At 67.0% G+C, this 21750-nt stretch carries 21 protein-coding genes; 11 read left to right on the top strand and 10 right to left on the bottom strand.

What is annotated here, in order from left to right; genetic code table 11:
* Window positions 1-16: 16 nt before the first annotated feature.
* Both recQ and C6Y53_RS15480 read right to left on the bottom strand, forming a co-directional pair.
* A complete protein-coding gene (gene recQ / locus C6Y53_RS15485; protein WP_106473260.1) occupies window positions 17-2059 on the bottom strand; it encodes a DNA helicase RecQ in 2043 nt (680 codons plus the stop codon).
* A 73-nt stretch (window positions 2060-2132) separates the two neighbouring features.
* Entirely contained in the window at window positions 2133-2420 is a 288-nt protein-coding gene (locus tag C6Y53_RS15480) for a YggT family protein (protein ID WP_106473259.1), read from the bottom strand.
* A 221-nt stretch (window positions 2421-2641) separates the two neighbouring features.
* Here C6Y53_RS15480 and C6Y53_RS15475 point away from each other — a divergent pair, with 221 nt between their 5' ends.
* The 9 genes from C6Y53_RS15475 (at window position 2642) to idi (ending at window position 10267) form a co-directional block, all read left to right on the top strand.
* Window positions 2642-4006 carry an MFS transporter gene (locus C6Y53_RS15475; RefSeq protein ID WP_106473258.1) on the top strand — a complete coding sequence of 455 codons (1365 nt, stop codon included), beginning with the start codon at window positions 2642-2644 and terminating at the stop codon, window positions 4004-4006.
* Window positions 4007-4020: 14 nt separating this feature from the next.
* Entirely contained in the window at window positions 4021-4857 is an 837-nt protein-coding gene (mepA, locus tag C6Y53_RS15470) for a penicillin-insensitive murein endopeptidase (RefSeq protein WP_244615014.1), read from the top strand.
* Window positions 4830-5729, top strand: a complete 900-nt coding sequence (locus C6Y53_RS15465; RefSeq protein WP_106473256.1) for an esterase-like activity of phytase family protein — start codon at window positions 4830-4832, stop codon at window positions 5727-5729. Before mepA ends, C6Y53_RS15465 begins: the two co-directional genes overlap by 28 nt.
* 90 nt (window positions 5730-5819) lie before the next feature.
* Window positions 5820-6449, top strand: coding sequence for a queuosine precursor transporter (locus C6Y53_RS15460; protein WP_106473255.1), 630 nt, complete (start codon window positions 5820-5822; stop codon window positions 6447-6449).
* A gap of 19 nt (window positions 6450-6468) precedes the next feature.
* A complete protein-coding gene (gene arfB, locus C6Y53_RS15455) occupies window positions 6469-6888 on the top strand; it encodes an alternative ribosome rescue aminoacyl-tRNA hydrolase ArfB (RefSeq protein WP_106473254.1) in 420 nt (139 codons plus the stop codon).
* Between the two features lie 62 nt (window positions 6889-6950).
* Entirely contained in the window at window positions 6951-7697 is a 747-nt protein-coding gene (locus C6Y53_RS15450) for an SDR family oxidoreductase (protein ID WP_106473253.1), read from the top strand.
* Between the two features lie 112 nt (window positions 7698-7809).
* Entirely contained in the window at window positions 7810-8829 is a 1020-nt protein-coding gene (locus C6Y53_RS15445) for a P1 family peptidase (RefSeq protein ID WP_106473252.1), read from the top strand.
* Window positions 8829-9626 carry an alpha/beta fold hydrolase gene (locus tag C6Y53_RS15440; RefSeq protein WP_106473251.1) on the top strand — a complete coding sequence of 266 codons (798 nt, stop codon included), beginning with the start codon at window positions 8829-8831 and terminating at the stop codon, window positions 9624-9626. Before C6Y53_RS15445 ends, C6Y53_RS15440 begins: the two co-directional genes overlap by 1 nt.
* Window positions 9627-9715: 89 nt before the next feature.
* Window positions 9716-10267 carry an isopentenyl-diphosphate Delta-isomerase gene (gene idi / locus C6Y53_RS15435; RefSeq protein WP_106473250.1) on the top strand — a complete coding sequence of 184 codons (552 nt, stop codon included), beginning with the start codon at window positions 9716-9718 and terminating at the stop codon, window positions 10265-10267.
* A 24-nt stretch (window positions 10268-10291) separates the two neighbouring features.
* Here idi and C6Y53_RS15430 read toward each other — a convergent pair whose 3' ends face one another.
* From C6Y53_RS15430 to C6Y53_RS15395, 8 genes are all read right to left on the bottom strand, one after another.
* Window positions 10292-11437 carry an iron-containing alcohol dehydrogenase gene (locus C6Y53_RS15430; RefSeq protein WP_106473249.1) on the bottom strand — a complete coding sequence of 382 codons (1146 nt, stop codon included), beginning with the start codon at window positions 11435-11437 and terminating at the stop codon, window positions 10292-10294.
* A gap of 4 nt (window positions 11438-11441) precedes the next feature.
* Window positions 11442-12818, bottom strand: a complete 1377-nt coding sequence (locus tag C6Y53_RS15425; protein WP_106473248.1) for an aldehyde dehydrogenase family protein — start codon at window positions 12816-12818, stop codon at window positions 11442-11444.
* Window positions 12819-12903: 85 nt separating this feature from the next.
* Entirely contained in the window at window positions 12904-14259 is a 1356-nt protein-coding gene (locus C6Y53_RS15420; protein ID WP_106473247.1) for a glutamine synthetase family protein, read from the bottom strand.
* Between the two features lie 114 nt (window positions 14260-14373).
* A complete protein-coding gene (locus C6Y53_RS15415) occupies window positions 14374-15408 on the bottom strand; it encodes a TRAP transporter substrate-binding protein (RefSeq protein ID WP_106473246.1) in 1035 nt (344 codons plus the stop codon).
* A gap of 28 nt (window positions 15409-15436) precedes the next feature.
* Entirely contained in the window at window positions 15437-16174 is a 738-nt protein-coding gene (locus tag C6Y53_RS15410; protein ID WP_106473245.1) for a DUF4336 domain-containing protein, read from the bottom strand.
* Complete coding sequence (locus C6Y53_RS15405; protein WP_106473244.1) at window positions 16164-17666, bottom strand: TRAP transporter large permease; 1503 nt, start codon at window positions 17664-17666, stop codon at window positions 16164-16166. The genes C6Y53_RS15410 and C6Y53_RS15405 overlap by 11 nt, the downstream gene beginning before the upstream one ends.
* Before the next feature lie 3 nt (window positions 17667-17669).
* The gene (locus C6Y53_RS15400; protein WP_106473243.1) at window positions 17670-18236 is read right to left on the bottom strand and encodes a TRAP transporter small permease subunit; all 567 of its coding nucleotides are present in this window, start codon (window positions 18234-18236) and stop codon (window positions 17670-17672) included.
* Entirely contained in the window at window positions 18227-19015 is a 789-nt protein-coding gene (locus tag C6Y53_RS15395; RefSeq protein ID WP_106473242.1) for an N-formylglutamate amidohydrolase, read from the bottom strand. Before C6Y53_RS15395 ends, C6Y53_RS15400 begins: the two co-directional genes overlap by 10 nt.
* 136 nt (window positions 19016-19151) lie before the next feature.
* Here C6Y53_RS15395 and C6Y53_RS15390 point away from each other — a divergent pair, with 136 nt between their 5' ends.
* On the top strand, window positions 19152-20024 hold the full coding sequence (locus C6Y53_RS15390) for a MurR/RpiR family transcriptional regulator (protein WP_244614852.1): 873 nt from the start codon (window positions 19152-19154) through the stop codon (window positions 20022-20024).
* Window positions 20025-20159: 135 nt separating this feature from the next.
* Entirely contained in the window at window positions 20160-21749 is a 1590-nt protein-coding gene (locus C6Y53_RS15385; RefSeq protein ID WP_106473241.1) for an ABC transporter substrate-binding protein, read from the top strand.
* Window position 21750: the final 1 nt, after the last annotated feature.

Raw genomic sequence — 21750 nt, 5'->3', positions numbered from 1 at the left:
TCGACTTCGGCCCGGTCTACCCGGCCCCTTGCAACACATCCAGAAAGGCGGGGCCGAACCGTTCCGCGCGCCGGTCGCCCAGCAGCCGTTCCAGCGTCCCGGCATCGCCGGGGCGCAGCTGTGCGACCCGCGCCAGCAATGGTGCCGGACAGCTCATCGGTTTCAGCGTCCCGCAGGCCCCGCGCGCCAGATCGGTCTGCACCGCCAGCAGCCGGTCATAGAGGTCGCCCGCCCCCTGCCCGGCCAGCTTGCGCCGCGCCGGGTGCGGGATATCCGCCGCGCCATTGATGACCGCGAGAAACTCGGCGCCGTAGCGGTCGAGCTTCTTGGCCCCGACGCCGCTGATCCGTGCCATCGCGTCCAGATCGGCGGGCCGGGTTTCCGCCATCTCTATCAGGGTGCGGTCGGTGAACACCATGTAGGCGGGCATCCGGGCGGTTTCGGCCAGGTCCCGGCGCCTGGCCTTGAGTGCGGCCAGCAGCGGGGCGTCCTCGTCCGACACCAGCGCGCGCGGCGTATCGGGCCGGCGCCCGGCAGCCCGGATCGTGTCGCGGCGCAGGTCGATCGTCGCCGCATCGCGCAGGATGGGCAGCGCGGCGTCGGTCAGCCGCAACGCGCCGTGACGTTCGGGATCGGGGCGCACGAGGTCATGGCCCATCATCTGCCGGAACACCGCCTGCCAGCCACGGCGGTCGAACTCGCCGCCGACGCCGAAGGTGGGCAGCGCGTCATGGCCGCGCGCGCGGACCTTTTCGGTCGCGTTTCCGGTCAGGATGTCGGTCAGGTGCCCGGTGCCGAACCATTCGCCGGTGCGCAGGATCGCCGACAGCGCCTTGCGCACGGCCTGGGTACCGTCGAAGGTTTCGGGCGGGGTGTCGCAGAGATCGCAATACCCGCAGGGTTCGGCGGTTTCACCGAAATAGCGCAGCAGCATCCGGCGGCGGCAGCCCAGCGCCTCGGCCAGGCCCAGCAGCGCGTTCAGACGGGCGTGATCGGCGGCGCGGCGTTCGGGCGCGGCGGGGCTTTCGTCGATCTGGGTGCGGCGCAGGCGGATGTCATCGGCGCCAAACAGGGTCAGCGTTTCCGCCGGGGCGCCATCGCGCCCGGCGCGGCCGATTTCCTGGTAATAGGCCTCGATCGACTTGGGCAGGTCCGCATGGGCCACCCAGCGGATGTCTGGCTTGTCCACGCCCATGCCGAAGGCGACGGTGGCGACCACGATCAGACCGTCTTCGCGGGCAAAGCGATCCTCGACCGCGCGGCGGTCGGCCGGCTCCATGCCGCCGTGATAGGCGCAGGCGTTGTGGCCGTCGACCTCCAGCGCGTCCGCCAGCGTTTCGGTCTTGGCGCGGGTGCCGCAATAGACGATCCCCGACTGCCCGCGCCGCGCATCGGCAAAGCGCAGGATCTGCTGGCGCGGCCCATCCTTGGCGGCAAAGGCCAGGTGGATGTTGGGCCGGTCGAACCCGCGCAGGAACACGCGCGGCGTTCCCCCGTCAAACAGCTTTTCCACGATCTCGGTGCGGGTTTCGGCATCGGCGGTCGCGGTGAATGCCGCCAGCGGCACCCGCAGCGCCCGCCGCAATTCGCCGATCCTCAGATAATCGGGGCGGAAATCATGGCCCCACTGGCTGACGCAATGGGCTTCGTCCACCGCGATCAGCGACACGCCCGCCCGCCGCAGCATCGCCGCCGCCGCGCCCGAGGCCAGCCGTTCGGGCGCCATGTAGAGCAGTTTCAGCCGGCCTTCGTTCAGCGCGGCGAACACGGCGTCGTTTTCTTCGCCGGTATTGCCCGAGGTCAGCGCGCCGGCGGCCACACCGGCCTCCTGCAGCGCGCGCACCTGGTCCCGCATCAGCGCGATCAGCGGCGAGATGACCACCGTGACGCCGTCGCGCAGCAGCGCGGGCAGCTGGAAACACAGGGATTTGCCACCGCCCGTGGGCATGATCGCCAGCACGTTTTCGCCTGCGGCCACCGCATGGACGATCTCTTCCTGCCCGGGCCGGAAGCAGTCGAAACCGAATATCTCGCGCAAGATGTCGTCGGCGCGTTGCATCGCGGGCCTATATTTTGTTGTGGACTGCTCGGCGCGACAGTCCCACAGGTCCCGCGTGCGGGCAAGGGCCGGATTACATGAAGCCGAAGATCGTCGGCAGGATATAGGCGCGCAGCGAGATCACGATGATCAGCGCCACCAGCGGCGCCAGGTCGATGGTCCCGGTATTGGGCAGGATGTTCCGGATCGGGCGATAGATCGGCTCGAGCAACTGATTCAGCCCGTACCAGATCTGCGCCACGAATTGCTGGCGCAGGTTCAGGACCTGGAAACTGATCAGCCAGCTCATGATGATATGCGCGATCATCACGAAGTAGACCACGCTGAGGATCAGCTGAAGCGGGCCGTAGATTGCCATCATTGCAGGATACTCCGTTGCAGGCTGCGGCAAGAGACCTAAGCGCGCGAAACCGAAAGGGCAAGAGCCGCCCGAACCGGTGGTCCCCACCCTGGCCTTGATCCTGACCCCGGCCCCGGTCGCGGCGACGGATACCGCCCTGCGCGCCCGTTGTTTCACGATGCGCTTGATTGACGCCCGTTAAATCTGTCTAAATCCCCCGAACGAAAAAGGGCGGGACGGGCATGGCGGAGATATCGGCGCGCAAGCGGATCTGGGGCTGGTTCTTCTTCGACTGGGCCAGCCAGCCCTACAACACCCTCCTGCTGACCTTCATTTTCGGACCCTATGTCAAGGAAATGCTGGGCGACGGGACGCGCGCGCAATCGGCCTGGGGTTTCGGCATCGGCGCGGCGGGCATCGTGATCGCGATCCTGGCACCGGTGCTGGGGGCGATGGCGGATACCGCGGGCAACCGGATGCGCTGGATCTGGTTGTTTTCGATCATGTATGTGGTCGGCAGCTTCGGCCTCTGGTTCGCCCATCCCGACCATTTCGACCTGCTGCTGGTCCTGTGCCTGTTCGCCATCGGCCTGATCGGGATGGAATTCGCGACCATATTCACCAACTCGATGCTGCCCGATCTCGGCACGCCCGAGGAAATCGGCCGCATTTCGGGCAATGGCTGGGCGTTCGGCTATGTGGGCGGGCTGCTGGCGCTGGTGATCATGCTGCTGTTCTTTTCCGAGAACGCGGCCACCGGAACCACCATGCTGGGGCGCTCGCCCGCGCTGGGGCTGAACCCGGCCGCGCGCGAAGGCACCCGTTTTGTCGGGCCGCTGACCGGGCTGTGGTTCATCGTCTTCATGGTGCCGTTCTTTCTCTATGTCCGCGACCCCAAACCGCGCGGCACCGATGGCGCGGCGGTGGCCGCGGCCCTGCGCGGGCTGGGGCAAACGCTGCGCGGCCTGCCCGCCAACCGCAGCCTGTTCGCCTATCTCGGATCGTCGATGTTCTACCGCGACGCGCTCAACGGCATGTATACGTTCGGCGGCATCTACGCGGCCGGCGTGCTGAACTGGAGCGTGATCGACACCGGCCTGTTCGGCATCCTCGCGATCATCACCGGCGCGATCTTTGCCTGGCTCGGCGGGCGCGTGGACAGCGCGCTGGGACCGAAACCCGTGATCGTCGCGGGCATCCTGACGCTGACGGTGGTCGCGGTGGCGATCCTGTTCGTATCCCGTGAGGCGGTGTTCGGCATGCCGGTCGAGCCCGGATCGAAGATGCCCGACACCGCGTTCTACATCCTCGGCGCGCTGATCGGCGCGGCCGGCGGCACGCTGCAATCGGCGAGCCGGACGATGATGGTGCGCCAGGCCAACCCCGCCCGCATGGCCGAGGCGTTCGGGCTCTATGCGCTGGCCGGCAAGGCGACATCCTTCATCGCGCCGCTGCTGATCGGCGTGGTCACATTGTGGACCGGCAGCCAGCAATGGGGCGTCACCCCGCTCATTGGGCTGTTCCTGTTGGGGCTGTTTCTGCTAGCATGGGTCAAACCCGAGGGGGATCGAGCAGCATGGGACACCTCAGAAGAGCCGCCGCGCTGATACTGGCGCTGGCCATGTCGCAGGCGGGAACGGCGGATGCCGCGCCGCTGGCCAAGCAACTGTTCGGCGCCAAATCCACCGCGTCGCACCAGAAACCCGCCCCCTATGGCAGCTATTCCCGCGGATGTGTCGCCGGCGCCGTGCAACTGCCGGAAACCGGCCCCACCTGGCAGGCGATGCGGCTGAGCCGCAACCGCAACTGGGGCCACCCCGAAACCATCGGTTTCATCCGCGACCTGTCCGGCTTTGCCGCGCGGCAGCCGGGCTGGAACGGGCTCTATATCGGCGATATCAGCCAGCCGCGCGGCGGACCGATGCTGTCGGGGCACCGCAGCCACCAGATCGGGCTCGATATCGACATCTGGATGTTGCCCGCCTCGCGGCTGAACCTCAGCCGCCAGAAGCGCGAGAACATCTCGTCGATCTCGACGCGCCGCGCCGAGGGCGCCTATGTCAACGGCAACTGGAGCCGCGCCCATCACCAGATCCTGCGCGCGGCGGCCAGGGACAAGCGGGTGGCGCGGATCTTCGTGTTCCCCGGCGCCAAGGTTCAGATGTGCAAGGATGCAAAGGGCAACCGCAACTGGCTGCGCAAGATCCGGCCCTGGTGGGGCCACCATTATCATTTCCATGTCCGGCTGGCCTGTCCGCGCGGGATGCGCGGCTGCGTCGACCAGGATCCGCCGCCCCGGGGCGATGGCTGCGCCGAGGCCCAGCAATGGGTGAACAACATTCTCAATCCACCGCCGCCCAAGCCGCGCGACCCGAACGCGCCCGCACCCAAAAAACGCCGCGAATATGTGCTGGCGGATCTGCCCAAGCAATGCGTTTCGGTCCTGCAATCGCAATAGCGGCCTGGGCCGCGCTGACCCCGGTTCTTCCCGCCCCCGCCGCGCCCGCCAGCGCGGCGGAAGGCCCGCCGGCGCAGTTCCTCGGGGAATATGAATGGCGCATGGACGCGCGATGGTTCGGCGGGTTCTCGGCGCTGGCGCTGTCGCCCGACGGGGGCGCGATGCTGGTCATGTCCGATCGCGGCCTGGTGTTTCACGCCGCGATCCTGCGCGACGGCGACCGGATCGTCGGGATACGGCCCGCGAAACCGGGACGGCTGCGCTCTTCCGAAGGCAAGCGGTTGCAGGGCCGCGCCGGCGATTCCGAGGGGCTCGCGATCATGCCCGACGGCACGTTCTGCGTGTCCTTCGAGGCGGTGACGCGCGTTTCCTGTTTCGCCTATCCCGGCGCCAACGCGGTTCCGCTGCGCCGCCTGCCCGCCTTCCGCGACATGCCGCGCAACGGCGGGTTCGAGGCACTGGCCGTGGACCGGCGCGGCCGTCTCTACACGATGCCCGAGGACAAGCTCGATGCCGATGGCAACATCCCGGTCTATCGCTGGGACAACGGCACCTGGTCGCAGCCCTTTGCGCTGCCGTCGCGCGGCCGGTTCCTGCCGGTGGGCGCCGATTTCGGCCCCGACGGACGCCTCTACCTGCTGGAACGCTCGGTCAGCCCGCTGGGATTCCGTTCCCGGCTGCGGCGCTGGGATGTCGATGAAGACGGCCCGAAGGGTGAACGCGTGCTGCTGCAAACCGGCGACCACGACAACCTCGAAGGCCTGTCGGTCTGGCGCGACGGCGACGGGCGGTTGCGGGCCACGATGATCTCGGATGACAATTTCATGCTCTTCCAGCGCACCGAACTGGTCGAATATACCCTGCCCGACTGACTTGCATTGCCGCGCCGCGCGGGTTAGATGCCCCCGTCCGGCATCGCCCGGACCAAGTCGCCGCAACCTTGTCAAAACGGGCATGATCACATGACACGCGCACATCTTCCCGGCATTGCCGCCATGGCCGCCATCGTGGTGGCCTCGAATATCCTGGTGCAATTCCTGTTCGGCAACTGGCTGACCTGGGGGGCCTTCACCTATCCGCTGGCATTTCTCGTCACCGACGTGATGAACCGCGTCTACGGCGCCCCCGCCGCCCGCAAGGTGGTGCTGGCGGGGTTCGTGACCGGAGTGGTCTGCTCGCTGATCGGCACGCAGATCATGGGCGAATTCGGCCCGCTGGTGACCCTGCGCATCGCGCTGGCATCGGGCTGCGCCTTCCTGCTGGCGCAGATGCTCGACGTGACCATCTTTTCGGCGCTGCGCGATGGCCGCTGGTGGCGCGCGCCGCTGGCCTCGACGCTGATCGGGTCCAGCGTCGACACCGCGCTGTTCTTCACCATCGCCTTTTCGGCACAGCTGACCTGGCTGGAGCCGGGCAATGACGTGGCCTGGGCGAACGCGGCGCTGCCGCTGCTGGGCCTGGGCCCGGTCGTCCCGCTCTGGGTGTCGCTGGGCGTGGCGGACTGGCTGGTAAAGCTGTCGCTCGCCCTGTTGGCGCTGGTGCCGTTCCGGCTGATCGTGCAACGCCTGACCGCGCGTTCGCACCCGGCCTGAGCCGCGGGAACGGCGGGCCATGCTCCGGATCAGCGACACCGTTGCCCTGCAGGACTGGGAACTGACCGAAAGCTTCGTCCGCGCCTCCGGTCCCGGCGGGCAGAACGTGAACAAGGTCGCAACCGCGGTGGAGCTTCGGTTCGAGGCGGCCCGGTCCCCGTCGCTGCCGCCCGCGGTCAAGGCACGGCTGAAACGGCTGGCGGGGCGGCGCTGGACCACCGACGGGGCGCTGGTGATCCAGTGCGACGAAACCCGCAGCCAGGCCCGCAACCGCGACATCGCGCGCGACCGGCTGGCCGAGCTGATCCGCCGTGCCCTGGTCGCGCCGAAACGGCGCATCGCCACCAAGCCCACCCGCGGATCGGTGCGCCGCCGGCTCCAGGCGAAAAAGGCACGCGGTGAAATCAAGGCCCTGCGTGGCCGGATCACCGACGATTGAGAACCCCGATTGACCCCGCGCCTGCCGCTGCTAGGCTGCGCCCGCAATCCAAGGGGGACACCATGCGGCTGAAAGGAAAAACCGCCATCATCACCGGTGGCGCATCGGGGTTCGGCGCGGGCATCGCGCGCAAGTTTGCTGCCGAAGGGGCGAAGGTCATGATCGCCGACATCAACGGCGACGGCGCCCGGACTATGGCCGCCGAACTCGGCGACACTGCGATCGCGCACCAGGTCGATGTCGGCGACGGCGCCTCGGTCCGGGCCATGGCCGAGGCCGCGCTGGCGGGGTTCGGGCATCTCGACATCCTGGTGAACAATGCCGGGGTCACCCACCTGCCCACCCCGCTCGACGAGGTCTCCGAGGATGATTTCGACCGCGTCTTCCGGATCAACATGAAATCGGTCTACCTGACCGCGCGCGCGCTGGTGCCGCATATGAAGGACCGCGGCGCCGGCGCGATCCTCAACATCGCCTCCACCGCCGGCGTGTCGCCGCGCCCCAACCTGAACTGGTACAACGCCTCCAAGGGCTGGATGATCACCGCCACCCGCACGATGGCGGTGGAACTGGCGCCCGCCGGCATCCGCGTGAACGCGCTGAACCCGGTGGCGGGGGAAACGCCGCTGCTCAAATCCTTCATGGGCGAAGACACCCCCGAGATGCGCGCCAGGTTCCTCGCCACCATCCCGCTGGGCCGTTTCAGCCAGCCCGAGGACCTGGGCAACGCCGCCTGTTTCCTGTGCTCGGACGAGGCATCCATGATCACCGGCGTGGCGATGGAGGTGGACGGAGGCCGCTGCATCTGATGCAACCGCAGCTTCCTCTTGCCATAAATATCCCCGCCGGAGGCCCGCGCCCGGACCGGGCGCGCAACCCAGAATGCGCGTGCGCAGCACGCACCAGTCAGGACCGACAGACATGATCCCCGGCCCCCGCAACCTGATCACCGACGTGCCCGGCCTCAGGGTGGGCAACGCACAGGATGACGACCTGAAATCCGGCGCCACCGTGCTGACCGCCGACCGGCCCTTCACCGCCTCCGTGCAGGTGATGGGCGGCGCGCCGGGCACCCGTGAAACCGACCTGCTCGCCCCCGACAAATCGGTATCGGCGGTGGATGCGCTGGTGCTGTCGGGCGGGTCCGCCTACGGGCTCGACGCCTGTTCGGGGGTCATGGACGGGCTGCGGGCGCGGGGGCGCGGTTTTCGCATCGGCGAGGCCCTGATCCCGCTGGTCCCCGGCGCGATCATCTTCGACCTGCTCAACGGTGGCGACAAGGGCTGGGCCGACAACCCCTATCGCGCGCTGGGGCGCAGCGCGCTGGACGCCGCGGGCGAAGATTTCGCGCTCGGCACCGTCGGGGCCGGAACCGGGGCGATGACCGCCATGCTCAAGGGCGGGCTGGGATCGGCCTCGCTGGTGCTCGACGGCGGAGTCACCGTGGGCGCGCTGGTCGCCGCCAACCCGATGGGCAGCACCAATACGCCGGGTGAACGGCATTTCTGGGCCGCGCCCTATGAAATCGACGGCGAATTCGGCGGGCTGGGACCGGATCCCTCGGGCGGGCTGGGCCGGCATCTCGAAAGCCGAAAACTGGCGGCGATGCTGACCGGGCTGGCGGCACCGGAACGCGCCAACACGACCATCGCCATCGTCGCCACCGACGCGGCCCTGACCAAGGCCGAGTGTCAGCGGCTGGCAACCGCCGCCCATGACGGCATCGCGCGGGCCTGCCTGCCGTCTCACGCGCCCGCGGATGGCGATCTGGTCTTTGCGCTCTCGACCGATGCCCGACCGCTGCAGACGCCCGAACACGAACGGTCGCTGATCGGCCATGCCGCCGCGCTGTGCCTGGCGCGGGCGATCGCGCGGGCGGTCTACCTGGCAACCCCGGCGCCGGGTGACCTGCTGCCCTGCTGGTCCGAGGTCAACGGCTGATGCCCGGCCTGCGGCTCGCCGACGTGACGCTGCATTACGAGATCGGCGGTAACGGCCCGCCGCTGCTGCTGATCGCGGGCATGGCCAGCGACAGCGCCAGCTGGCTGCCGCTGCTGCCCCTGCTCGAACCCCGGTTCACCGTGATCCGCCCCGACAACCGTTCAACCGGACGCACCACGCCGTGGGAGGCTCCCACCGGCCCCGCGATCAACGCCGCCGATTGCGCGGCGCTGCTGGCCCATCTGGGGCTGGGCCCGGCCCATGTCCTGAGCCATTCCATGGGCGGGCTGATCGCGCTGCAACTGGGCATGGACGCCCCGGAGGCCGTGGCCTCGCTGACGCTGGCGGCTTCGGCGCCGATGCGGCTGCAGCGCAACAGCGCCATCTTCCGGAACCTGGTCGCGATCCGCCGTTCTGACGCGCCGCCCGATACCTGGCTGCGCGCGCTCTACCCCTGGCTGTTCGACCCGGCGGCCTTCGACGATCCCGCCGCGCTCGATGCGGCGGCCGCGGCGGCGCTGGTCTATCCCCATGGCCAATCGGCCGACGCGATGGACCACCAGCTGCGCGCGCTGGACCGGTTCGATCCCTCCGGCCTGCGGGTGGCCCACCCCGCGCAGGCGATCCTCGGCGGCCGCGACCTGCTGATCCCCGAGGCGCCGGCCCGCGCGGCTCTGGCGGCGCTGGGGGACGTCCCCGTGCACCTGATCGCCGATGCGGGCCATTCGATCCACTGGGATGCACCGCACGCGGTCACAGACCACCTGACCATGTTCATCGACGCGCTGAGCGGCTGACTGGCTGACTGGGCCGGGCCGGGCCGGGCCGGGATTGCATACGGCGGCGCCTGCGTTTAAACCGGCGCGAATTTGCAGGAACCGCATCGATGTCCGTCACCGAACAAATGATCCCCGCCTGGGTCGAAAACCGGCTCGTCCCGGTCGAGAAACTGGCCGTGCACCTGCGGGCGCTGCGCCACAAGGCGGTGTCGGTCTTCGTGCTGCGTGGCGACGAGATCCTGCTGCAGCGCCGGGCGCTGGGGAAATACCACACGCCGGGCCTGTGGGCGAACACCTGTTGCACCCATCCGCTGTGGGACGAGACCGCCCGCGACTGCGCCCACCGCCGCCTGCGCGAGGAACTGGGGATCGAGGGGCTGGACCTGCAGCGCCGGCACGGGCTGGAGTATCGCGCCGACGTGGGCGGCGGGCTGACGGAGCACGAAGAGGTCGAGGTCTTTGTCGCCCGGGTGTCGGGCGATCTGGCCCTGCGGCCCGACCCCGATGAGGTGATGGCCACCCGCTGGTGCCCCCTGCCCACGCTGCGCGACGAGATCGCCGCCACCCCGGACCTGTTCACGCCCTGGCTGCGCATCTATCTGCGCGACCACGCGGACGAGATCCTCGGATCCGCGCTGGCCGGGCAAGGCCGGGGCTGATGCCCCGGCCCCCGGTCTGACCGGCTACAGGCAGGCCTCGAACAACGCGCGGGTGTTTTCCGGGGTCATCGCGACCGGGTTGCCCCCGACCGAGGGATCGTTCAGCGCATCGCGCACCAGAACGTCGAGATCGGGGTTTTCCACGCCCAGTTCGGTCAGCGTCCCGGGGATGCCCAGCGACGCGTTCAGGTCGTCCACATAGGCGCAGAACCCGTCAAAGCCGCCATCTATGCCCAGATAGGCCGCCGCGCGCGCCAGCACGTCCGCCGCCGCCGGTGCGTTGAAGCGCAGCACCGCGGGCATACAGACCGCGTTGGTGGTGCCGTGATGGGTGTGGTGATGCGCGCCGACCGGGTGGGACAGCGCGTGGATCGCCCCCAGCCCCTTCTGGAACGCCGTGGCCCCCATCGCCGCCGCGCTCATCATATGCGCCCGCGCCTCGATATCGGTGCCATCCGCATAGGCGCGCGGCAGGTAGTCCCTGACCAGCCGCATCCCTTCCAGCGCGATGCCCTGGCTCATCGGGTGGTAATGCGGCGAACAGAAGGCCTCGACGCAATGGGCAAAGGCGTCGAGCCCGGTGCCCGCGGTGATGAATTTCGGCATCCCCACGGTCAGTTCCGGGTCGCAGATCACCTGCGCGGGCAGCATCTTCGGGTGGAAGATGATCTTTTTCTCATGGGTGGCGGAATTGGTGATCACGCCCGCGCGGCCGACCTCGGAGCCGGTTCCGGCCGTGGTCGGCACCGCCACGATCGGGTGGATGCCCGCCGGGTCGGCGCGTGTCCACCAGTCGCCGATATCCTCGAAATCCCACAGCGGACGGGTCTGCCCCGCCATGAAGGCCAGCACCTTGCCCAGGTCCAGCCCCGAGCCGCCGCCAAAGGCCACGACCCCGTCGAACCCGCCGGCGCGATAGACCTCGAGCCCGGCCGCGACATTGTCGTCATTCGGGTTCGGGTCCACCTCCGAGAACATCGCCCGGCCCAGCCCGGCCGCGTCCAGCAGGTCCAGCGTGCGGGCGGTGATCTCCATATCCGCCAGCCCCTTGTCGGTGACCAGCAGCGGTTTGGCGATGCCGGCGGCGGCGCAGGCCTCGGCAATCTCGGCAATGCGGCCCGCGCCAAAGCGGGTCGCGGTCGGGTAGGACCAGTTTCCGGTCAGGTTCATGGGCTCACGCCTTCTTCAGGTGGTAGGATTTGGGACGGGTCAGGGCCTGGAAGCCCAGCACCGACAGGCCGGCGCCGCGCCCGGTGTCCTTGCAGCCGGTCCAGCACAGCGCCGGGTCGAGATAGTCGCAGCGGTTCATGAACACGGTGCCGGTCTGCAACCGCGCGCCGATGGCGGCGGCGGCATCGGTGTCGCGGGTCCAGATGCTGGCGGTCAGGCCGAACCGGCTGTCATTCATCAGCGCGATGGCTTCTTCGTCGTCATGCACCGGCATGATGCCGACGACCGGACCAAAGGTTTCCTCGCGCATCACGTCCATCTCGTGGGTAACGTTGGTCAGGACCTGGGGCGTCAGGTAGGCGCCGCCGTCATCTTCGGGAAAGGCGTCGATATGCGCCATCGCGCCCTTGGCCACCGCGTCCTCGATCTGGTCGCGCGCCAGTTTTGCGAACCGCACATGCGCCATCGGGCCGATGGTGGTGTCGGGGTCCAGCGGATTGCCGAGCTTGTAGCCCCTGACCAGCGCCACCGCCTTTTCCACGAAGGCGTTGAACAGGCTGTCATGGACATAGATCCGTTCGATCCCGCAGCAGCACTGACCCGAATTGAACATCGCCCCGTCGATCAGCGTGTCCACCGCCGCGTCCAGATCGGCATCGGCGCGCACATAGCCGGGATCCTTGCCACCCAGTTCGGTGGAAACGGGAATGAAGGTTCCGGCGGCGGCGCGTTCCATCGCCTGCCCGCCCGCGACCGACCCGGTGAAGTTCACGAAATCCACATGCCGGCCCGAGATCAGCGCCGAGGTGGTGTCGTGATCCAGCACCATGTTCCGGAACACCTCGGCGGGGATACCGGCGGCGTGGAACGCCTCGGCCATGCGTTCGCCGACCTGCAGGGTCTGGGCCGCGTGTTTCAGGATCACCGTGTTCCCGGCGATCAGCGCCGGGGCCACGGTGTTGATCGCGGTCATGTAGGGATAGTTCCACGGCGCCACCACCAGCACCACGCCATGCGGTTCGCGGGTGATCTGGCGCAAAAAGGCATCGCTGTCCTCGATCGTGATCGGCGCCAGCGCGGTTTCGGCGACCCCGGCCATATAGGCCGCGCGTTCCTCGAACCCGCCGAATTCGCCGCCATAGCGCACCGGGCGGCCCATCTGGTGCGCCAGTTCCACCGCCATGCGGTCGGTGGTCCGGCCCACCTCGGCCACCGCCGCGCGCACCAACTCGATGCGCTCGGAAAGCGTCCGGGCCGCCCATGCCGGTTGCGCGGCGCGCACATCCGCGGCGGCATCGGTGGCCTGCGTCAGCGACAGCACCGGCCGTTCCAGATAGACCGATCCGTCGATCGGCGAGATACATTTGGTTGTCTTGGTCATGGCCAGTTCCGTTTCAGCCAGGGTTATCCGTTCCGGTGTCCGCGTTAGTGCCGGCGCGACAGATTCGCCAGCCCGCTTTGCCGCATCAGGCGCGTTCGAATCCGCGCGCGATTTCCCAGTCGGTCACCACGCGGTCGAATTCTTGCTGCTCCCATTCGGCGCAGCGGGTGTAGTGATCCACCACCGCGTCGCCCATCGCCGCGCGCAGCATCGCCGAATTGCGCAGCGTTTCGGTCGCGTCGCGCAGCGTGTGCGGGATCTCGCCGGCCTGCGCATCCTCGTAGATGTCGCCGGCGGTGGGCGGGGCCAGGTCCATCTTGTCCTCGATCCCTTTCAGCCCGGCGGCGATCAGCGCGGCCTGCGCGAGATAGGGGTTCAGGTCCGACCCGCCGATCCGGCATTCCATCCGCACCGCCCGGGTGCCTTCGCCGCATAGGCGGAACCCGGCGGTGCGGTTGTCCACCGACCACACCGTTTTCGTCGGCGCGAAGGTGCCTTTGACGAAACGTTTGTAGCTGTTCACATAGGGCGCCAGGAAAAACGTGTATTCGGGCGCATGGCTGATCATGCCCGCACAGAATTGGCGCATCAGCTCCGACATGCCATGGGGGGAGTCGGGGTCGTGGAACATGGCCTCGCTGCCGCGCCACAGCGACAGGTGCACATGGCTGGCCGAGCCCACCTTGTCGTGATGCCATTTCGGCAGGAAGGACGCCGCCCGCCCCTGCGCCCAGGCGATTTCCTTGATCGCATGTTTCGAGATGGTGTGATGATCGGCGCAGCCCAGCGCATCCGCATAGCGGATGTTCAGTTCCCCCTGCCCGGTTTCGGCCTCGCCCTTGGTGTTTTCCACCGGGATGCCCGCCGCGAACAGATGGTTGCGCAGCGGGCGCATCACCGCCTCTTCCTTGGTGGTCTGGAAGATGTGGTAATCCTCGTTATAGCCCGAGATCGGCACCAGGTCGCGGAACCCGCCCTTGCGGATCTCGTCATAGCTCTGCTCGAACAGGAAGAACTCGATCTCGGTGGCCATCATCGGGGTCAGGCCCAGCGCCTCGGCCCGCGCGATCTGCGCCTTGAGCACCTGCCGCGGGCTGTGCGGGACCGGTTCGTGGCTGTGATGATCGAGCACGTCGCACAGCACCATCACCGAGCCTTCGAGCCAGGGCAGCGGGCGCAGCGTGGCGAGGTCCGGTTTCATCATGTAATCGCCATAGCCCGCCTGCCAGCTGGTCGCCGCATACCCGTCAGGCGTCGCCATCTCCAGGTCGGTGGCCAGCAGGTAGTTGCAGCAATGGGTTTCCTCCCAGCCATGGTCGATGAAATTCTGCGCGTGAAACCGCTTGCCCAGAAGCCGCCCCTGCATGTCCACCAGGCAGACCAGGACGGTATCGACGGTGCCCTCGGCGACCTGTTTTTTCAGCGTGTCCAGCTTGAGCATGCGCAACCTCTGACATTGGCGGCCGGACTGTTTCCGAAAGGTCCGGCACAAGTTTCGTGCAGAAATTTGGCCCGCGCGGGATGGCGGGCCAAATCGCGTTCATTGCGGCCGGGTTCAGCCGTAGCGATAGGGCCGCCCGGCCTTGGCCATGTCGGCGTTATACTGCTTGAACACCTCCACCACCTTGGCCTTGACCTCGGATTCCGCGGCGATCTCGTCCCAGAACTTGGTGGCGGCTTGCTCGACCTGCGCCCATTCGGCGTCGGGGATCGAGGTCAGCTGCATCTTGTCGCCGTTCACGCGCAGGCTGGCTTCGCCGCCCCAGTACCACCACTGGCGGTAGTAATGCGACTGGTCGCAGCAGACCCGGAACAGGGTCTGCAGATCCTCGGGCAGTTCGTTCCAGCGATCCATATTGGCAAAGAACGACCCGGCCCAGGCACCCGAGATGTTGTTGGTGAGGAAATAGTTGGTCACGTCGGCCCAACCGACCGTGTAATCCTCGGTGATCCCCGACCAGGCGATGCCGTCCAGCTCGCCGGTCTGCACCGCGACCTCGATGTCTTCCCAGGGCAGCGTGACCGGCACCACGCCGAACTGGCTCAAGAACCGCCCTGCCGTGGGGAAGGTGAACACCCGCTTGCCCTGCAGGTCGGCGAGGCTGTTGATCGGGTCCTTGGTGGCGAAATGGCACGGGTCCCAGGCGCCGGCCGAGATATGTTTCACCCCGACCTTGGAGTATTCCTCGTCCCAGATCGCGTTCAGGCCGTATTGGTTGAACAGCACCGGCACATCCAGCGAATAGCGCGAGGCGAACGGGAAATAGCCGCCGAACACCGTCACCTCGGTGGGCGAGGCCATCGAATCGTCATCCGACTGCACCGCGTCGATGGTGCCTTTCTGCATCGCGCGGAACAGCTCGCCCGTGGGCACCAGCTGGTCGGCATAGAACAGTTCGATCTGCATCCGGTCGCCGGCGATCTTGTTGAACATCTCGATCGCGGGATCGATTACATGGGCGGCCAGTGCGGGACCGGCATAGGTCTGCATCCGCCAGGTGATCTTGTCCTGTGCGATGGCCGGGGTGGCCAGCGGCGCGGCCGCGGCGCCCAGCGCCGAGGTCTTCAGGAAATTACGACGTGTTGTCATGTCTTTCAGTCTCCTCTGTTGAACCTGTTCAATGGCTGTGCCCCGTCGGCGACAGCCCTCTGAATCCTTCCCGGAGCCGTTGTGGCACATTCTCGCGAAGGATGTCGCCATGCGCGAGCACGACGATGTCGGGTTGCCAGTCCAGCATCCGGGCCAGCGCGGCGCGCAGCTTGTCCCGGTTGCCGGCAAAGGACATCCAGATGTCCAGCGGCATCTTTCCGTTGGGGGCCAGGATGCCCCCCAAACGCGCAAGCGGCCGCACCCAGCGCGGCAGATCCCCGGCATGCATGTTTTCGATCAGGTCGGTCAGCACCAGCGTCCGGCTCTTGCGGTGGAAGAACACCACCTCGGTATGCGCCTTGCTGCCATGCACGATCAACTGGTCGATGTCCCCGGCCCAGTCCCCTGCCGCGTCGTCGCCCAGGTCGCGGTCGAACGCGATCTCGACCCCGCGGCTCGCGGCGCGGTCCCGCACGCCGGGCGAGGCCCAGCAGATCGCGTCCGGATACCGTGCGGCCCAGTCGCCGATATAGGCATAGTGGATCCAGTTCGGCGACACGAGGTGCCGGACCGGCCCCAGCGCGTCCAGTTCTGCGGCCAGACCCGCCGAAAAGGCGATCGGCGAATGCAGGAAGAGATCGCCGCTCGCCAGCCGGATGACGGTCATCCGGGTCGGGAACGGGATCCGGTAGAAATCGATGACCGGGCCATCGGCGATCCAGATCTCGGCGCCCAGCGGCGTCAGGGTGGCGGCCTCATTTGCCATAGACGGTCTCCGGCAGCCAAAGCGCGATCTGCGGGAATGCCATGATCAGCGCCAGCGCCAGCACCATCACGCCGACAAAGGGCGCGATCGAGCCGTAGATGTCGCGCAACGTGATGTCGGGCGGCGCCATGGCGCGCATCAGGAACAGGTTGTAGCCGAAAGGCGGCGTCATATAGGCGATCTGGGTGGTGATGGTGTAGAGCACGCCATACCAGATCAGGTCGAAGCCCAGCGCCTTGACCAGCGGCACATAGAGCGGTGCCACGATCACCAGCATGGCGGTGTCGTCGAGAAACGTGCCCATCAGCAGGAATGACAGCTGCATCAGGATCAGGATCATCCACGGGTCCAGCCCCAGCCGCTCGGTGAACAGGTCGTCGATGGCCTTGACCGCGCCCAGCCCGTCGAACACCGCCCCGAACCCCAGCGCGGCGAGGATGATCCACATGAACATGCAGGAAATCGCCAGGGTCTGCCGTACCGAGGTTTCGAACACGTCGCGGTTCATCCGACCCTTCAGCACGGCGGCCAGGAAGGCGGTCATCGCACCGATGGCCGAGCTTTCGACCAGCGAGGTCCAGCCGTTCACGAAGGGCACCATCATCGCGGCAAAGATCACCAGCGGCAGCACGCCGGAAAACAGCAGCCGGTGTTTTTCCTTCAGGAACAGATCCTTGTATACGGCCGGGTGGCGGCGCAGCAGGAAGGCCAGCGCGCCCGCGCCCAGCGCCGCGCCCAGCGCCGACTTGGGCGGCAACAGCCCGGCCCAGACCACCAGCGGGATCGCCACCACCGCCGCCAGCACGATGAAATTCAGCCGCAGCGGATGCTCGGACACCCGGTCGTATTCGGCCAGGTCCACGCGCGGCATGACCGGCCCCAGCGCCGGGTTCAACCTGCAGCGGATGGCGATGTAGAGGATGAACAGCGCGGCCATCAACAGCCCCGGCACCACCCCCGCCAGCCATAGCTGCCCGACCGGCTGGCGCGCGATCATCGCATAAAGCACCAGCACCACCGAGGGCGGCACCAGGATGCCGAGGCTCGATCCGGCCTGGATCACCCCCGTCACCATGCGCTTGTCATAGCCCCGGCGCAGCAGTTCGGGCAGCGCGATGGTGGCGCCGATAGCCATGCCCGCCACGCTGAGCCCGTTCATCGCCGAGATCAGCACCATCAGCCCGATCGTGCCGATCGCCAGCCCGCCCGAAACCGGCCCCATCCAGACATGGAACATGCGATAGAGGTCATCCGCGATGCGGCTTTCGCTCAGGACGTAGCCCATGAAAATGAACATCGGCAGGGTCAGCAGCGGATACCATTTCATCAGCTTCATCGCCGCCGAGAACGGGATATCCGTGCCGCCGGTCCCCCAGAGCATCAGCGCCGAAACGGCGGCGACGCCTCCGATGGCGGCAAAGACGCGCTGGCCGGTGAACAGCATCAGCATCATCAGCGCGAACATGAACAGGGCGATCATCTCGTATGACACGGGTTACAGCTCCACCCCGCGCAGACGCGCGATATCCTTGAAGAATTCCGACAGCGCCTGCAGCAGCATCAGCAGGACGCCGGTGCACATCACCACCTTGATCGGCCACATCACCGGGCGCCAGGCGGTCGGGCTGCGTTCGACCCGGCCGATCTCTTCGGCGCCGGTGGCCAGCCCGGCAAAGAACGCCAGCGGCTGGTCGCCCCAGTAACCCAGCGAATAGGCGGTCGAGCCCAGCCCGCCATAGAGCAGCACGCCCAGGTAGAAGAGCAGGAACAGCACCGTGACCGCGTCGAACCACGCTTTTCGCCGGTCCGACCAGTTGTGATAGAACAGGTCCATCCGCACGTTCGACCCCAGTTGGAGCGAATAAGGCCCGCCCAGCATGTAATAGGCGACCATCGCGAATTGCGCAGTCTCCAGCGTCCAGAGCGACGGCAGGAAGAAGGTCTTTGAAACCGACGACCACAGCAGGACGGCAACCATCACGAAGATGCCATACATCACGACCCGCCCGAGCCGGAGATTGACCGCGTCGATGATGCGCACATAGGCGCGGATCACGCGCATGGCCTGCCCTCCGCCCCGGTGACGATGCCGCAATCCGCGGCCGCTGCCGCGATCCAGCCCGCCAGCATCCGGCCGATGTCGGCCTGCGCCCGCGGTGTCGCGATCAGGTCGTTGCGGATTTCCAGCATCACGTTCGGCGCGCCGACAGGCAGCGCATGGGCACGCAGCGTATGGGTGACGCCATCGCCGGGCCCGTAGGGTTGATTGAGCGCCACGGCCAGGTCGGTATGCACGCCGGCCCGGTCGAACATGGCCCGCGCCATGCGGTCGTCGCTGTCATGCAGCAGGCCGATCTGCACTGCGCGCGGTGCGCCGCGATAGACCGGCGTGAAACTGTGCACGGTCACCAGCACCGGAGGGGCGGCAAACCGCGCCAGCGTTCCGGCCAGCAATGCCCGGAACGGGTCGTGGAACCGGCGCACCCGGTCGGCGCGCGCGTCCGCCGTCAGCCCGCGATTGCCGGGAATGTCGTGGATCTCGGAGCGTTCCGGGATCGCGTCGGGCGCCTCGGGCGGCCGGTTGCAGTCGAACAGCAGCCGCGACGCCGCCCCCGCGACCAGCGGCGCATCGAAGGCCTCCGACAGGTGTTCCGCCACCGCCAGCGCGCCGGGGTCCCAGGCGATATGCGCCTCGCGCAGCGCCGGGGGCAGGCCCAGATCGCCGTATTCGGCCGGGATGTGGCACGAGGCATGTTCGCAGACCAGCAGCATCGCGGCGCGCCCGTCGCCATTATGCAGCCGCGCCGCGCCCGCGCCGGTTTCCCGTTCCACCCCCGTCATCGAGACAGTCTTCCCCCTTGTCCGTTGGCGAAAAGAATTCTTCATCCCGCCCCCCGCTGTCAACGCAGGTTCTGAAATTTTTTCTTCACCAGTGAGGTATCTGTTGATAATTTCATCAAACAGGAGGACCGCTGCGGTGAACGAAGCGACGGAAACCATCGACCGGAGACTGCGCGCGGCATTCGATCAACTCACGCGCGCCGAGCGGCAGCTCACCGATTCGCTGCTCGAGAACTACCCGGTTTCGGGGCTGGGGTCGGTCACCCAGGTAGCGCAGAACGCAGGCGTGTCCACGCCGACGGTGGTGCGCATGGTGCAGAAACTGGGGTATTCAGGGTTCCCCGCCTTCCAGGCCGCGCTGCGCGACGAACTCGAGGCCAAGATTTCCGACCCGATCACCAAACGCGCCGGCTGGGCCGAACGCGCGCCGCAGGGTCATATCCTCAACCGGTTCGCCGATGCGGTGATCGGCAATATCCGCCAGACCCTCACCGGGATCGACCTCGACACGTTCGAACGGGCCTGCGCCCTGCTGGCCGATGGCGACAGCGCGGTCTATGTGGCGGGCGGGCGCATCACCCGGTCGCTGGCCGAGTATTTCTTTCTGCACATGCAGGTAATGCGGCCACGGGTGACGCTGATCCAGTCGATCTCGAATGCCTGGCCTCATTACCTGCTGGACGTGGCCAGGGGCGACGTGGTGGTGATCTTCGACGTGCGCCGCTACGAAAACTCGACGCTGAAACTGGCCGAACTGGCGCGCGAACGGGGCGCGCGCATCATCCTGTTCACCGACCAGTGGCGGTCGCCGGTGCATGAGTTTGCCGATTGCACCTTTTCGGGGCGGATCGCGGTGCCATCGGCCTGGGACAGCGCGGTATCCCTGATGCTGGTCCTGGAAACGGTGATCGCGGATGTCCAGGAACGCCGCTGGGACGGAACCCGCGACCGGATGGAGGCGCTCGAGGACATGTTCAACCGCACCCGGTTCTTCCGCAAGTTTACCTGACCGCCCCCAAACCGCCCCCCTTTCATCTTTTTGCTTCTGATGGCAGGTTGCAGCCATGCAATGGGAGGGAATCGGCCAGCCTGGCCGGTATGGGGACCTCCCGTGCAGATCAATGAACCAATCAGGGAGTAATCCATGAAAATCAGATCGTTTCTGACGGCGGGGGCTACCGCTCTGGCGCTGAGCGCCGGCATGGCCTCGGCACAGGCGCTGGTCTATTGCTCGGAAGGATCGCCCGAAGGCTTCGACCCGGCGCTGTATACTGCCGGCACCACCTTCGATGCCTCCAGCCACCCGATCTACAACCGGCTCACCGAATTCAAGGTCGGCACCACCGAGGTGATCCCGGCCCTGGCCGAGAGCTGGGAAGTCTCGGATGACGGCAAGACCGTGACCTTCAAGCTGCGCGCCGGTGTGAAGTTCCATGCCAACGACATCTTCACGCCCAGCCGCGATTTCAACGCCGATGACGTGATTTTCTCGTTCATGCGCCAGCACGACCCGGAACATCCGTTCCACAAAGCGTCGGGCGGCACCTGGGAATATTACGGGGGCATGTCGATGCCCGACCTGGTCGAAAGCATCGAGAAGATCGACGACCTGACGGTCCAGTTCAACCTGACCCGTCCCGAAGCGCCGTTCATCGCCAACATGGCCATGGATTTCGCCTCGATCGTGTCGGCGGAATACGGGCAGGCGATGCTGGACGCGGGCACGCCCGAGATGCTGAACCAGAACCCCATCGGCACCGGCCCGTTCAAGTACCAAGCCTATCAGAAAGACGCGGTGATCCGCTATGTGCGCAACGACGACTACTGGGGTGACCCGGCACGCGTCGAAACGCTGATCTTCGCGATCACCCCGGATGCCAGCGTGCGTTACCAGAAGGTGCAGGCCGGCGAATGCCATGTGATGGCCTATCCGAACCCGGCCGACATCCAGGCGATGAAAGATGACGAGAACGTCGTGGTGATGGAACAGGAAGGCCTGAATGTCGGCTACCTGGCCTACAACACGACCCAGGCGCCGTTCGACAACGCCAATGTGCGCAAGGCGCTGAACATGGCGATCGACAAGCAGGCGATCATCGACGTGGTGTTCCAGGGCTCGGGCCAGATCGCCAAGAACCCGATCCCGCCGACCATGTGGTCCTACAACAACGCCATCGAGGATGATCCCTATGATCCCGAGGCCGCCAAGGCCGCGCTCGAGGCCGAAGGCGTGACGGACCTGTCGATGAAGATCTGGGCGATGCCGGTGCAGCGCCCCTACAACCCCAACGCGCGGCGCATGGCCGAACTGATCCAGGCCGATTTCGACAAGATCGGCGTGACCGTGGAAATCGTCTCCTACGAATGGGGCGAATACCTGTCGCGGTCGCGTGAACTGGATCGCGATGGCGCGGTGCTGCTGGGCTGGACCGGCGACAACGGCGACCCGGACAACTTCCTCGCCGTGCTGCTGGGCTGCGACGGGCGCGAAAACTCGAACCGCGCGCAGTGGTGCCACGAGCCGTTCGAAGAGCTGATCCAGAAGGCCAAGATCCTGCCTACGCAGGCCGAGCGCCAGCCGCTCTACGAGCAGGCACAGGTGATCTTCAAGGAACAGGCGCCCTGGGCCACCATCGCGCATTCGGTGGTCTACATGACCATGCGCCCCGAGGTGGACAATTATGTGGTGCACCCGCTGGGCGGCCACATCTTCAACGCCGTCGGCCTGAAGTAAT

Source organism: Pukyongiella litopenaei (assembly GCF_003008555.2).
Lineage (GTDB): Bacteria > Pseudomonadota > Alphaproteobacteria > Rhodobacterales > Rhodobacteraceae > Pukyongiella > Pukyongiella litopenaei.
The sequence above is the reverse complement of the archived record's forward strand: the minus strand, read 5'-3'. Positions and strand labels throughout refer to the sequence as shown.